13 protein-coding genes are annotated in these 12,020 nt (G+C 70.9%); 12 read left to right on the top strand and 1 reads right to left on the bottom strand.

From position 1 onward, the window contains the following. The first annotated feature begins 2 nt into the window (after positions 1 to 2). The 6 genes from AMO33_RS13170 to AMO33_RS13150 all read left to right on the top strand — a co-directional run bounded on the left by AMO33_RS13170 (position 3) and on the right by AMO33_RS13150 (position 5,229). Positions 3 to 431 (top strand): SgcJ/EcaC family oxidoreductase, encoded by a 429-nt coding sequence (locus AMO33_RS13170; protein WP_060592792.1) that lies wholly within the window; start codon positions 3 to 5, stop codon positions 429 to 431. 62 nt (positions 432 to 493) lie between these two features. Next, a complete protein-coding gene (gene hemW, locus AMO33_RS13165; protein ID WP_060593467.1) occupies positions 494 to 1,702 on the top strand; it encodes a radical SAM family heme chaperone HemW in 1,209 nt (402 codons plus the stop codon). A gap of 75 nt (positions 1,703 to 1,777) precedes the next feature. Next, positions 1,778 to 1,981 carry a hypothetical protein gene (locus tag AMO33_RS31475; RefSeq protein WP_011207954.1) on the top strand — a complete coding sequence of 68 codons (204 nt, stop codon included), beginning with the start codon at positions 1,778 to 1,780 and terminating at the stop codon, positions 1,979 to 1,981. Between the two features lie 181 nt (positions 1,982 to 2,162). Next, positions 2,163 to 3,197: a heat-inducible transcriptional repressor HrcA gene (gene hrcA, locus AMO33_RS13160; protein ID WP_060592791.1), complete on the top strand. Its 1,035-nt coding sequence runs from the start codon at positions 2,163 to 2,165 to the stop codon at positions 3,195 to 3,197. 132 nt (positions 3,198 to 3,329) lie between these two features. Further along, positions 3,330 to 4,484 carry a molecular chaperone DnaJ gene (gene dnaJ / locus AMO33_RS13155; protein ID WP_060592790.1) on the top strand — a complete coding sequence of 385 codons (1,155 nt, stop codon included), beginning with the start codon at positions 3,330 to 3,332 and terminating at the stop codon, positions 4,482 to 4,484. A gap of 4 nt (positions 4,485 to 4,488) precedes the next feature. After that, a complete protein-coding gene (locus tag AMO33_RS13150; RefSeq protein WP_060592789.1) occupies positions 4,489 to 5,229 on the top strand; it encodes a 16S rRNA (uracil(1498)-N(3))-methyltransferase in 741 nt (246 codons plus the stop codon). A 76-nt stretch (positions 5,230 to 5,305) separates the two neighbouring features. Here AMO33_RS13150 and AMO33_RS13145 read toward each other — a convergent pair whose 3' ends face one another. Then, a complete protein-coding gene (locus AMO33_RS13145; RefSeq protein ID WP_060592788.1) occupies positions 5,306 to 5,794 on the bottom strand; it encodes a MarR family winged helix-turn-helix transcriptional regulator in 489 nt (162 codons plus the stop codon). 55 nt (positions 5,795 to 5,849) lie between these two features. On the opposite strand from AMO33_RS13145, the gene AMO33_RS13140 reads away from it, so the two are divergent. The 6 genes from AMO33_RS13140 to era all read left to right on the top strand — a co-directional run bounded on the left by AMO33_RS13140 (position 5,850) and on the right by era (position 12,002). After that, complete coding sequence (locus AMO33_RS13140; protein ID WP_060592787.1) at positions 5,850 to 6,350, top strand: SgcJ/EcaC family oxidoreductase; 501 nt, start codon at positions 5,850 to 5,852, stop codon at positions 6,348 to 6,350. A 255-nt stretch (positions 6,351 to 6,605) separates the two neighbouring features. Beyond that, positions 6,606 to 8,747 carry a PhoH family protein gene (locus tag AMO33_RS33105; protein ID WP_107103122.1) on the top strand — a complete coding sequence of 714 codons (2,142 nt, stop codon included), beginning with the start codon at positions 6,606 to 6,608 and terminating at the stop codon, positions 8,745 to 8,747. Between the two features lie 76 nt (positions 8,748 to 8,823). Beyond that, complete coding sequence (gene ybeY / locus AMO33_RS13130) at positions 8,824 to 9,378, top strand: rRNA maturation RNase YbeY (protein WP_011207963.1); 555 nt, start codon at positions 8,824 to 8,826, stop codon at positions 9,376 to 9,378. Then, entirely contained in the window at positions 9,375 to 10,736 is a 1,362-nt protein-coding gene (locus AMO33_RS13125) for a hemolysin family protein (RefSeq protein ID WP_060592786.1), read from the top strand. Before ybeY ends, AMO33_RS13125 begins: the two co-directional genes overlap by 4 nt. Further along, the gene (locus AMO33_RS13120; protein ID WP_011207965.1) at positions 10,733 to 11,092 is read left to right on the top strand and encodes a cytidine/deoxycytidylate deaminase family protein; all 360 of its coding nucleotides are present in this window, start codon (positions 10,733 to 10,735) and stop codon (positions 11,090 to 11,092) included. The genes AMO33_RS13125 and AMO33_RS13120 overlap by 4 nt, the downstream gene beginning before the upstream one ends. Continuing rightward, the gene (era, locus tag AMO33_RS13115) at positions 11,085 to 12,002 is read left to right on the top strand and encodes a GTPase Era (protein WP_060592785.1); all 918 of its coding nucleotides are present in this window, start codon (positions 11,085 to 11,087) and stop codon (positions 12,000 to 12,002) included. Before AMO33_RS13120 ends, era begins: the two co-directional genes overlap by 8 nt. Positions 12,003 to 12,020 lie beyond the last annotated feature (18 nt).

Here is a 12,020-nt window from a genome sequence, read left to right as displayed (position 1 = left end):
ACATGATCATCGACGCGAACCTGCCGCAGTACCTGCCCGCCGACCCCGACGCCGAACTCGCCGCCCTGCGCGAGGTGGTGGCGGCCGTGGACCGGGCCCAGGCCGCCGAGGACGTCGGCGCGTTCGTCGGGCAGTTCCGCCCCGACGCCATCTGGACCACCGGGCACGGCAAGCGGCTGTTCGGCCGCGACGCGATCGCCGAATTCACCGCGCGAGTGCTACCCGGCGCCACCGCACACGGATCGGCCACCTACGAGATCGAGCGGGTGCTGTTCCTGCGCCCGGACGTGGCCGCGGTGAAGGTGCGCCAACGCTACTTCGACGCCGACGGCGCGCCGGCGAGCGCGGGGACGCCGATGTACGTGCTCACCAAGGAGGACGGGCGCTGGTTGCTCACCGCCAACCAGAACACGCCGGTCGTCGCGGAGTGACCGCGTTCACCGGCGTGCGACCGCGCGCGGGCCCGGTGCGCGGGGCCGGGCACACTGGAGGGGTGAGTCCGGTCGCCGCATCCCCGACGCAGCCCGACGCCGACGCGCCCGCGCTGCGCGATTTCGGCGGCGGGCCGTTCGGCATCTACGTCCACGTGCCGTTCTGCGCCACTCGCTGCGGGTATTGCGACTTCAACACCTACACCGCGGGCGAACTGGGCACCTCGGCCTCGCCGCAGTCCTGGCTGGCGGCGCTGCGCGGTGAACTCGCCACGGCGGCAGCGCAGTTCGCGCGGCTGCCGAGCCCCGTCCCGCCGGTCGCCACCGTGTTCGTCGGCGGCGGCACGCCCTCGTTGCTCGGCGGCGAGGGGCTGGCCGAGGTGCTCGACGCCGTGCGGGCGAACTTCACCGTCGCCGCCGACGCCGAGATCACCACCGAGTCCAATCCCGAGTCGACCTCGCCGCGGTTCTTCGAGCGGCTCCGCGAGGCCGGCTACACCCGGATCTCGCTCGGCATGCAGTCCGCGGCACAGCACGTGCTGGCCGTGCTCGACCGCACACACACCCCCGGCCGCGCGGTCGCCGCGGCGCGGGAGGCGCGGGCGGCCGGCTTCGAGCACGTCAATCTCGACCTCATCTACGGCACCCCCGGCGAGACCGACGCCGACCTCGACGCCACCCTCGACGCCGTGCTGGCCGCGGGCGTCGATCACGTCTCGGCCTACTCGCTGATCGTGGAGGACGGCACCGCGCTGGCCCGGCGGGTCCGGCGCGGGGAACTGCCCGCCCCCGACGAGGACGTGCTGGCCGCCCGCTACGAGCGCATCGACCGCAGGCTCACCGCCGCCGGGCTGACGTGGTACGAGGTATCCAACTGGGCGGCAACCGAATCCGCCCGCTGCCGGCACAACCTCGGGTACTGGGACGGCGGCGACTGGCTCGGCGCGGGCCCCGGCGCGCACAGCCACCTCGGCGGCGTGCGCTGGTGGAACGTCAAACACCCCGCCCGTTACGCCGAGCGGGTCGCCCGCGGCGGCCTGCCCGCCGCAGGGTGGGAAGCCCTCACCGACGACGAGCGCTACCTCGAGCGGGTCATGCTCACCGTCCGCCTGCGCACCGGCCTGCCCCTGGCCGACCTCGCCCCCGCCGCCGCCCCCGCCCTCGACCGCGTCGTCGCCGACGGCCTGGCCACCCGCACCCCCACCCACCTCGTCCTCACCGACCGCGGCCGCCTCCTCGCCGACGCCGTCGTCCGCCGGCTGGTGGAGTGAGCCCGGACGATCGATTGTCAGGTATTGCCCTGGGCTGGTGACCAGGTAGGCTCCGGGCAACCCTGAGGAGTCGCATTGGCCGAGACACGACGCGCACAACTGGTGCCCGAGCAGTACGAATTCGCCGAGATGCGCGCGGCCGAGAAGGTGGCGTTGGCGCAGAAGCGGGCGGTGGCGGCCCGGACGGTCGCCGGGCACGCGCAGGACGCGGCGGACTGCGAATCGCTGCTGGCGATGCTGGGGCTGGACGCGCAGGCGGGCAAGCTCGCCGGACAGTGACCCAACTCACCACGGGGAGGGGCTGATCCGGGGTATCACCGGTACGCCCGCGTCGCCGGGCAATTGGCGTGCGGGCAATTAGACTGGATACTCAGACGACCGGGTCACCGCGGTGAGTCGTCGCGGGCTCGGTACGTCGGCGGGCCTGCGACGTACTTACAGGAGCGAGGAGGTGGGGCCGATGTCGTCGAGCACCGAGGATCGGCGCTTCGAGGTCCTTCGCGCGATCGTCGCGGACTATGTGGCGACCAAGGAGCCGATCGGTTCCAAGACGTTGGTCGAACGGCACAACCTTGGTGTGTCCAGCGCGACGGTCCGCAACGACATGGCGGTGCTGGAGGCCGAGGGGTACATCACCCAGCCACACACCAGTTCCGGCCGGATCCCGACGGACAAGGGCTACCGGCAGTTCGTGGACCGGATCTCGGAGGTGAAGCCGCTCTCGGCGGCCGAGCGCCGGGCGATCCTGCAGTTCCTCGAATCCGGTGTCGACCTCGACGACGTGCTGCGCCGCGGTGTCCGCCTGCTCGCCCAGCTGACCAGACAGGTCGCGGTCGTGCAGTATCCGACGGTGTCGGCCTCGACGGTGCGCCACATCGAGGTGGTGGCGCTCAACCCGGCGCGGCTGCTGCTGGTGGTCATCACCGATACCGGACGGGTCGATCAGCGGATCGTGGAACTGGGCGCGGTGGTCGACGACGACGACCTGTCGGCCCTGCGCGCGCTGCTCGGCGCGGCCATGGACGGCAAGCGGCTCGCCGCCGCCTCCGCCGCGGTCGCCGAACTGCCGGAGAGCGCGCCGCAACAGCTGCGCGACGTCCTGATCCGGGTGTCCACCGTGCTGGTGGAGACCCTCGTCGAGCATCCCGAGGAGCGGCTGGTGCTCGGCGGCACCGCGAACCTGACGCGCAACGCCGCCGACTTCGGCCTGCCCGGCTCCCTGCGGCAGGTGCTCGAGGCGCTCGAGGAACAGGTCGTGGTGCTCAAGCTGCTGGCCGCGGCGCAGCGGCCGGGCACCGTGACGGTGCGGATCGGCGAGGAGACCCAGGTCGAGGAGATGCGCAGCGCCTCGGTCGTGACCACCGGCTACGGCGTGTCCGGCTCGGTGCTGGGCGGCATGGGCGTGCTCGGGCCCACCCGGATGGACTACCCGGGCACCATCGCCTCGGTGGCGACGGTGGCGCGCTACATCGGCGAGGTCCTGGCCGAGCGCTGAGACCGGTGCCCGCCCACGGCGCTGCTACGCTCGAACTCCTGGCCGGATAAAGTTGAGTGCATCCGACTTATGCTGCTACCGGCATTCGGTGGGGGCAGCGAGTGACAGCGACCCAAGGACTAGAGAACTCAAGTGGCACGGGACTACTACGGACTGCTCGGCGTCGCGAGGAACGCGACCGACCAGGAGATCAAGCGCGCCTACCGGAAGCTGGCGCGCGAGCTCCATCCGGATGTCAACCCGGATGAGGCGGCGCAGGCCAGGTTCAAGGAAGTGTCGACCGCCTACGAGGTGCTCTCCGATCCGGAGAAGCGCCGGATCGTCGACATGGGCGGCGACCCGCTCGAGTCCGGCGGCGGCGCCGGCGGCTTCTCCGGTGCCGGCTTCGGCGGCCTCGGCGACGTGTTCGAGGCGTTCTTCGGCGGGATGAGCGGCGCGGGCGGCGGGCAGCGCAAGCCGCGCGGCCGCGTGCAGCCCGGCGCGGATTCGCTGCTGCGGACCCGGCTCAGCCTCGCCGAGTGCGCGGTCGGCGTCACCAAGCACCTCACCGTCGACACCGCGGTGCTCTGCGACGCGTGTCACGGCTCCGGCACCCACGGCAACTCCAAGCCGGTCCGCTGCGAGACCTGCGGCGGCGCGGGCGAAGTGCAGTCGGTGCAGCGCTCCTTCCTCGGCCAGGTGCTCACCTCCCGGCCCTGCCCCACCTGTCGCGGCGCCGGGGAGACCATCCCCGATCCCTGCCACAAGTGCGGCGGCGACGGCCGGGTGCGGGCGCGGCGCGAGATCGCCGCGCCGATCCCCGCCGGTGTCGCCAACGGCATGCGGGTGCGGCTGGCGGCGCAGGGCGAGGTCGGCCCCGGCGGCGGCCCGCCCGGTGACCTGTACGTGGAGATCGTCGAGCAGCCGCACGACGTGTTCGTCCGCGACGGCGACGACCTGCACTGCACCATCCGGGTGCCGATGGTCGACGCGGCACTGGGCACCACCGTCGTCATCGACACCATCCTCGACGGCCCCACCGAACTGACCATCCCGCCGGGCACGCAGCCCGGCGAGGTGTCGGTGCTGCGCGGGCACGGCATGCCGAAGCTGCGTTCCGGTGTGCGCGGCGACCTGCTCGCGCACCTGGACATCGTCATCCCCACCAAGCTGGACGGCAAGCAGACCGACCTGCTGCGCAAGTACAAGGCGCTGCGCGACCGCGACCGTGCCGAGGTGATGTCGGCGCAGTCCGAGCACAACAGCGGCCTGTTCGCCCGGCTGCGGGCCTCGTTCAGCGGACGCTGATCCGTTGGCCGCCACGGTCTTCTACCTGGACGACATTCCCGAGCCCGGCCGGGTGGCGGTGCTGGACGGCCCCGAGGGGCGGCACGCCGCGACCGTGCGCCGCACCCGGGTCGGCGAGCCGATCACCCTGTCGGACGGGCGCGGCCTGCTGGCCGCCTCCGAAGTGGTTGCCGCCCAGCGCGATCGGCTGGAACTGCGGGTGCTGGAGCGCACCGTCGCGCCGCGGCCGGCACCGGAGGTCACCGTCGTGCAGGCACTGCCGAAATCGGACCGCTCGGAACTGGCCGTCGACCTTATGACCGAGGCGGGTGCCGACGCGATCGTGCCGTGGCAGGCTGCCCGGTGCGTGGCGAACTGGGAGGGCAAGGCCGCCAAGGGGGTCGAGAAGTGGCGTTCGGCGGCGCGTTCGGCGGCGCGGCAGTCCCGCCGCGCCTACATTCCCGAGGTCGCCGACCTGCATCGCACCCGCGACGTGCTCGACCTGGTGCGCGGCGTGCGGGCCGAGGGCGCGGTGGTGGCGGCGTTGCACGAGTCCGGCACCGCGAAGTTCACCGAGCTGTCCTTCGCCGGGGCGTCGCGGGTGGTGTTGATCGTCGGCCCGGAGGGCGGCCTCGACGACGGCGAACTCGACGCGTTGGCCGCGGCGGGCGCTCAGGTCACGCTGCTCGGGCCGACCGTCCTGCGCACCTCCACCGCCGCGGCGGTCGCCCTCGGCGCACTGGGAGCGCTGACCCCGCGCTGGTGAGGGCGGGTCGGCGGGTGGACTGCTCGGCGGACCGCCCGAGGCTTTGCGGCGCGACGACACTCGCGTCCGGTCGGTGTCATTGCCGGGTGTCGTCGGCGCCGGGTGGCGCCTGCCGTGCGACCAGGCGCATCGTCTGGTCGTGGTGGACGTCCAGGGCGGTGTGCAGGAAGTCGAGCACGACCGCGAGCTGGTCGGTGTCGTAACGCGCCAGCGCCTCGGCGCCCGCGACCGCCACCGGCTCGAAGATCTCCGTGGCGGCCGCACGGGCGGCGTCGGTGGGCGCGACCAACACCCTGCGACGGTTGGCCGGGTCCGGCGCCCGCGTCACGAGCCCGGCCCGCACCAACCGGTCGATCACGGTGGTCGTGGCGGCCGGGCTGAGCTTCAGCTCCTTGGCCAGTTCCCCCGGAGTCGACGAGTCCGATCCCGACACCACGTCCAGGCAACGCAGATCGGTGCGGTTCAGCCGCAGATGCGCCGCCGCCGCCTCGTCGAAGGTGTCGAAGCTGCGTTGCAGGAGGCGGAGTTGCCTGCCGATCTCGGCGATCAGATGATCTTTCGACATTCGAAACTTTCTGCTAGTGTATTGTTCGATCATCGAATAATAGCAGGAGATACCGATGCACACCGACGCCAGCCTCGACCGCGCCTCCGACGACGCCGCGATCGGAGCGCTGTTCCACGACATGTTGCGTGCCTGGACTGCCAATGACGCGGACGCGTTCGGCGCACTGTTCACCGAGGACTCCGACTACGTGTCCTACGACGGCACGCTGGCCCGCGGCCGCGCGACCCACCAGCGCAATCACGACCAGCTCTTCCGCGGTGTGCTGGCCGGATCGGCCTTGGTCGGCGACCTCGAATCGATCCGGTACGTGACCGACGACGTCGCCGTCGCGCACGGCACGGGGTCGGTGCTGATGCCGTGGCGCTCCCGGCTCCCGAAACGCAGGCTGTCGCGCCAGACGCTGGTCGTGTTGCGCACCGGCGCGGGCTGGAAGATCGCCGCGATCCACAACGGCCGGGTGCGGCCGGTGACGGTGCCCGCGCCCGATTCGTTCCCCGCGCGTATGTCCCAGCTCATGGCGCGCGCGGCACGGGCGCTGGGGATCGGTCGGTAGTCCACCCGGAGGTGCCGCGAGCGGTGGGCGGGCTGGGCGCGGCGTCGACCCGGCCGTGACCGGCACCGCCCGGATAATCCCTGTCGGGTGTCGGTGGGCCGCGTTAAACTTCGAGTATCGGTGAACAGTTCTCGAAGCCGCTCGTCGGAGCCGGTTTCTCGGGTCGCTGTTCGGCGCGGAACTACTGTCGAGACCGGAAAGCGGGCTTAATCACTTTTGCGAACCCATGGTGAGATCGGCGACCCGACCAACCCCGTGACCGGCATCGGTGCAGGCGATGGTACGGGCCCCGCAGCACGGACCGTCCGTTCCAGCATCGAGCTCGCCCCCGAATCCGTTTTCCCGTTCCTCGGCTCCGCCGACGAGAACCTGCGCGAACTCGAACGCCTCCTCGCCGCCGACATCCACGTTCGCGGCAATTCGGTCACCCTCACCGGCAAGGCGGCCGAGGTCGCGCTGGCCGAGCGGGTCATCGAGCAGCTCGTCGCGCTCACCGGCCGCAACCGGGTGATCACGCCCGAGGCCGTGCGGCACACGGTGTCCATGCTCACCGAGGGCTCCTCCGAGTCGCCCGCCGAGGTACTGAGCCTGGACATCCTGTCCCGGCGCGGCAAGACCATCCGGCCCAAGACGCTGAACCAGAAGCGGTACGTCGACGCCATCGACGCCAACACCATCGTGTTCGGTATCGGCCCCGCGGGCACCGGCAAGACCTACCTGGCGATGGCGAAGGCCGTGCAGGCGCTGCAATCCAAGCAGGTCAACCGGATCATCCTCACCCGCCCGGCGGTCGAGGCGGGCGAGCGCCTCGGCTTCCTGCCCGGCACGCTCAACGAGAAGATCGACCCCTACCTGCGCCCCCTCTACGACGCCCTGCACGACATGATGGACCCCGAGGCCATCCCCAAGCTCATGGCCGCCGGCGTCATCGAAGTCGCCCCCCTGGCGTACATGCGTGGTCGCGCGCAGCCGCTGCACACCAGGGTACTCACGCCCTCCGGCTTCCGGCCGATCGGCGACCTCCTGGTGGGCGACCAGGTCATCGGATCGAACGGCCGCCCCACCGAGGTCCTCGGTGTCTACCCGCAGGGCTTCAAGGAGATCTACCGGGTCACCACCCAGGACGGCGCCTCGACGCTGGCCTCGGGAGATCACCTGTGGTCGGTGTACACGCGCGATGATCGACGCCGCGGCAAGCCCGCCCGCGTGCTCCAGACGAAGGAGATGATCGGCAACCTGCGGGCGGCGCACCACCACCGCTACGAATTGCCGTTGCTGAGTGCCCCGGTCGACTTCCCGGCACGCCCGGTGCCGATGGACCCCTACGCGCTCGGTCTGCTGCTGGGCGACGGCTGTCTCACCGGGACGACCACCCCGGCCTTCGCAACCGAAGACCCGGAGCTGGCCCGTGCCCTCGAACAGGCGATTCCGGGCGTGGTACTTCGCCACAAGTCCGGTCCCGATTACGTCATCAACCGCGTCAAGGCGGCGGGCGACAGCGTCACCATCGCGAACCCGGTGACCACGGTCATGCGCGAGCTCGGACTGGACGGGTCGCGGTCGAACACGAAATTCGTCCCCGCCGACTACCTCTACAACAGCGCGGTGGTTCGGCTGGGCGTGCTGCAGGGCCTGTTGGACGCCGACGGCGGCCCGGTGACGCAGGCGGGGCGAACCTGCCGCGTCCAGTTCACGACGGTCTCGGAACAACTGCGTGACGACGTGGTGTTCCTCGTCCAATCGCTCGGCGGCATCGTGAACACGCGCATCCGCCCTGCAGACCGGCGCGAGCCCGGTACGGCGCGCGGGCGTGCCGTTCACCATCGCTACGACGCGCACTGCCTGGACATTCGCCTGCCCGAGGGCATCGCGCCGTTCCGCCTGGCACGGAAGGCCGAGAAGTACGCCCGGTACGGTGCCGGGCGGCCGATGCGCTTCATCGACACCATCGAAGAGGTCGGCACCGAGGAAGCCGTGTGCATTCGCGTGGCCGCACCGGACTCGCTGTACGTCACCGAGGACTTCCTGCTGACCCACAACACCCTCAATGACTCCTTCATCATTCTGGACGAGGCGCAGAACACCACGGCCGAGCAGATGAAGATGTTCCTGACGCGGTTGGGGTTCGGCTCGAAGATCGTGGTCACCGGTGACGTCACGCAGGTCGATCTGCCCAGCGGGGCGCGGTCGGGCTTGCGGGCGGCGACGGAGATCCTCACCGAGATCGAGGACATCCACTTCGCCGAACTCACCAGCAGCGACGTGGTGCGGCACCGGCTGGTGTCCGACATCGTCGATGCCTACGACCGCTTCGAGGCGACCAGTCGCCCGCAGGTCGGGCCGCACTATCCGGGCAACCGCGCGCAGCGGCGGGCCGCGGGGCGCGAGCGCCGCTGATCGATGCCGCCCGGCGTCCGCCCCCGGCCCGCGAGCCGGGCGGACCCGGACCGGCCGCACCGAATACCCTGTTCACGTGAGCATCGAGATCGCCAACGAGTCGGGGATCGACGTACCCGAAGAAGACCTGGTCAGCGTCGCGCGGTTCGTCATCGGCCGGATGGACGTGCATCCGGCCGCGGAACTGTCGATGGTGCTGGTGGATCTCGACACCATGGCCGATCTGCACATGCGGTGGATGGATCTGCCCGGGCCGACCGACGTGATGTCGTTTCCGATGGACGAGCTCGAGCCCGGCGGCCGCCCGGACAGCCCGGAGCCGGGCCCGTCGATGCTCGGCGACATCGTGCTGTGTCCGGAGTTCGCCGCCGACCAGGCGCACAAGGCCGGGCATTCGCTCGAACACGAACTCGCCCTGCTCACCGTGCACGGCGTCCTGCACCTGCTCGGCTACGACCACGCCGAGCCGGAGGAGGAGAAGGAGATGTTCGCGCTGCAGGCGCGGCTGCTCGAGGAATGGTACGAGAGTCTGCGCGAGGCACGCCGCCGCGCCGAACTCGCCGAGCGCGACGCCCGGCTGCTCGGCAAGGCGGGATTCACCGCGCCGGGTGACGCGCTGGGCCCGGCGTGAGTTCACCGACCCTCATCCTGCTCGCGGTGCTGCTGGTGCCGATCGGCGGACTCTTCGCCGGCATCGACTCCGCGCTCAACACCATCTCACTGGCCCGCCTGGGCGACATGGTGCGCGCCGACCGTCCCGGCGCCGTGCGGCTGAGCCAGATCGTGGCCGACCGCGCCCGCTACGTGAACCTCATGGTGCTGCTGCGGATCTCGTGCGAGATCGGCGCCACCGTGCTGCTGGCCGCGGCCCTGATGGACATCTGGTCCGACACCGTGGCGTTGCTGGTCACCGCCGCGATCATGGTGCTCGTCGACTACGTGGTGATCGGTGTCGGCCCGCGCACCCTCGGCCGCCAGCACGCCTATTCGCTGGCGCTGGCCGCCGCGGTGCCGCTCCAGGTGATCGGTGCGCTGCTCGGCCCCATCAGCAGGCTGTTGATCCTGCTCGGTAACGCCATCACCCCCGGTAAGGGCTTCCGCAACGGCCCGTTCGCCTCGGAGATCGAGCTGCGCGAGGTCGTGGAGATGGCGAGCGAGCGCGGGGTGGTCGCCGACGAGGAACGCCGGATGATCCAGTCGGTCTTCGAACTCGGCGACACCGCGGCCAGGGCGGTGATGGTGCCGCGCACCGAGATGGTGTGGATCGAGGCGGACAAGACCGCGGCGCAGGCGCTGTCGCTGGCGGTGCGCTCGGGGCACTCCCGTATTCCGGTGATCGGCGAGAACGTCGACGACATCCTCGGCGTGGTCTACCTCAAGGATCTGGTGCCCTACGCCGATCGCGGCAGGCAGGTGCGGGTGCGCGAGGTGATGCGCCCGGCGGTGTTCATGCCCGACTCCAAGCCGCTGGACGCGCTGCTGGACGAGATGCAGCGCCGGCGCAACCACATGGCCCTGCTGGTGGACGAGTACGGCGGCATCGCGGGCCTGGTCACCATCGAGGACGTGCTCGAGGAGATCGTCGGCGAGATCGCCGACGAATACGACACCGACGAGATCGCGCCGGTGGAGGATCTGGGGGACGGCAGCTACCGGGTGTCGGCCCGGCTGTCGGTGGAGGATCTCGGGGAGCTCTACGGCATGGAGATCGAGGACGAGGACGTCGACACCGTGGGCGGGCTGCTCGCCCACGAACTGGGCCGGGTGCCGCTGCCCGGCTCCAAGGTCGAGGCGTACGGGCTGGTGCTGCGCGGTGAGGGCGGACCCGATGCGCGCGGCCGGATGCGGGTGCACACCGTGCTGGTGCGCAAGGCCGAGGAGCCGCCCGAGATCGTCGAGGCCGCGGCCAGGACCAACGGCCGCCGCAAGGGCAACGGCTCGCAGCGGGATGTGCCCGCGGAAACGAACGAGGACGGAGACACCGAATGACCGAACTGGACGCCGAGGACACCAAGCTGGTGGTGCTGGCCCGTGGTGCGCTGGGCCGCACCGGCGGTACCGCGGGCGCGGCGGTGCGCGACACCGACGGCCGCACCTACGCGGCGGGCGAGGTGGATCTCGCCGCGCTGCGCCTGACCGCGCTGCAGGCCGCGGTCGCGGCCGCGATCTCCAGTGGCGCCGAGGGATTCGAGGCGGCGGTGGTGGTGGGCGGCAAGTTCTCCGACCCCGGCGTGACGGCGGTGCGTGAGGTGTCCGGCGCGGCCAGGATCATCTTCACCGACAAGGCGGGCGCGGTCTTCGACATCGTCGACGACGCGGCAGGCGCCGAGGTGCAGGGTGGCTGAGCGGGGCGCGGACGCCGGATTCCGTTCCGGTTTCGTCTGTTTCGTCGGCAGGCCGAACACCGGCAAGTCGACGCTGACCAATGCGCTGGTCGGTGCGAAGATCGCGATCACCTCCTCGCGCCCGCAGACGACCCGCCACACCATCCGCGGCATCGTGCACCGCGAGCACGCGCAGCTCATCCTGGTCGACACCCCGGGCCTGCACCGGCCGCGCACGCTGCTCGGCCAGCGGCTCAACGACCTGGTGCGCGACACCTATTCCGAGGTCGACGTGATCGCGATCTGCATCCCGGCCGACGAGAAGATCGGCCCGGGCGACCGGTGGATCGTGCAGCAGGTCAAGCAGATGGCGCCGAAGACGACGCTGCTCGGCGTGGTCACCAAGATCGACAAGGTGGGCCGACAGCAGGTCGCCGAGCAGCTGCTCGCGGTCTCGGAGCTGCTGGGCCCGCAGGCCGAGGTGGTGCCGGTGTCGGCGGTGCGGGGCGAGCAGGTCGAGGTGCTGGTCGACGTGATCGCGGCGAAGATGCCCGAGGGCCCGGCGTTCTACCCCGACGGGGAGCTCACCGACGAGCCCGAGGAGACGCTCATGGCCGAGCTGATCCGCGAGGCCGCGCTCGAGGGTGTGCGCGACGAGCTGCCGCATTCGCTGGCGGTGGTGATCGAGGAGGTGCTCCCGCGCGAGGAGAACCCCGACATGCTCGACGTGCACGCCTTGCTGTATGTGGAGCGGCCGAGTCAGAAGGCCATCGTCATCGGCAAGGGCGGATCGCGGTTGAAAGAGGTGGGCACCAACGCCCGCAAGCAGATCGAGCACATCCTGGGTGTGCGGATCTATCTGCACCTGCACGTGAAGGTCGCCAAGGACTGGCAGCGCGACCCGAAACAGCTGGGCAAGCTGGGCTTCTGAGGACGCGGAAAGCATTAC

This window comes from Nocardia farcinica (assembly GCF_001182745.1).
Classification (GTDB): Bacteria; Actinomycetota; Actinomycetes; order Mycobacteriales; family Mycobacteriaceae; genus Nocardia; species Nocardia farcinica.
The sequence above is the reverse complement of the archived record's forward strand: the minus strand, read 5'-3'. Positions and strand labels throughout refer to the sequence as shown.

Excerpts from the sequence above, each read along its gene's own strand:
- hrcA (WP_060592791.1), top strand. The coding sequence starts at position 2,163 with ATGTCGTCGAGCACCGAGGATCGGCGCTTCGAGGTCCTTCGCGCGATC.
- AMO33_RS13140 (WP_060592787.1), top strand. The coding sequence starts at position 5,850 with ATGCACACCGACGCCAGCCTCGACCGCGCCTCCGACGACGCCGCGATC.
- AMO33_RS13120 (WP_011207965.1), top strand. The coding sequence starts at position 10,733 with ATGACCGAACTGGACGCCGAGGACACCAAGCTGGTGGTGCTGGCCCGT.
- AMO33_RS13170 (WP_060592792.1), top strand. The coding sequence starts at position 3 with ATGATCATCGACGCGAACCTGCCGCAGTACCTGCCCGCCGACCCCGAC.
- AMO33_RS13145 (WP_060592788.1), bottom strand. The coding sequence starts at position 5,794 with ATGTCGAAAGATCATCTGATCGCCGAGATCGGCAGGCAACTCCGCCTC.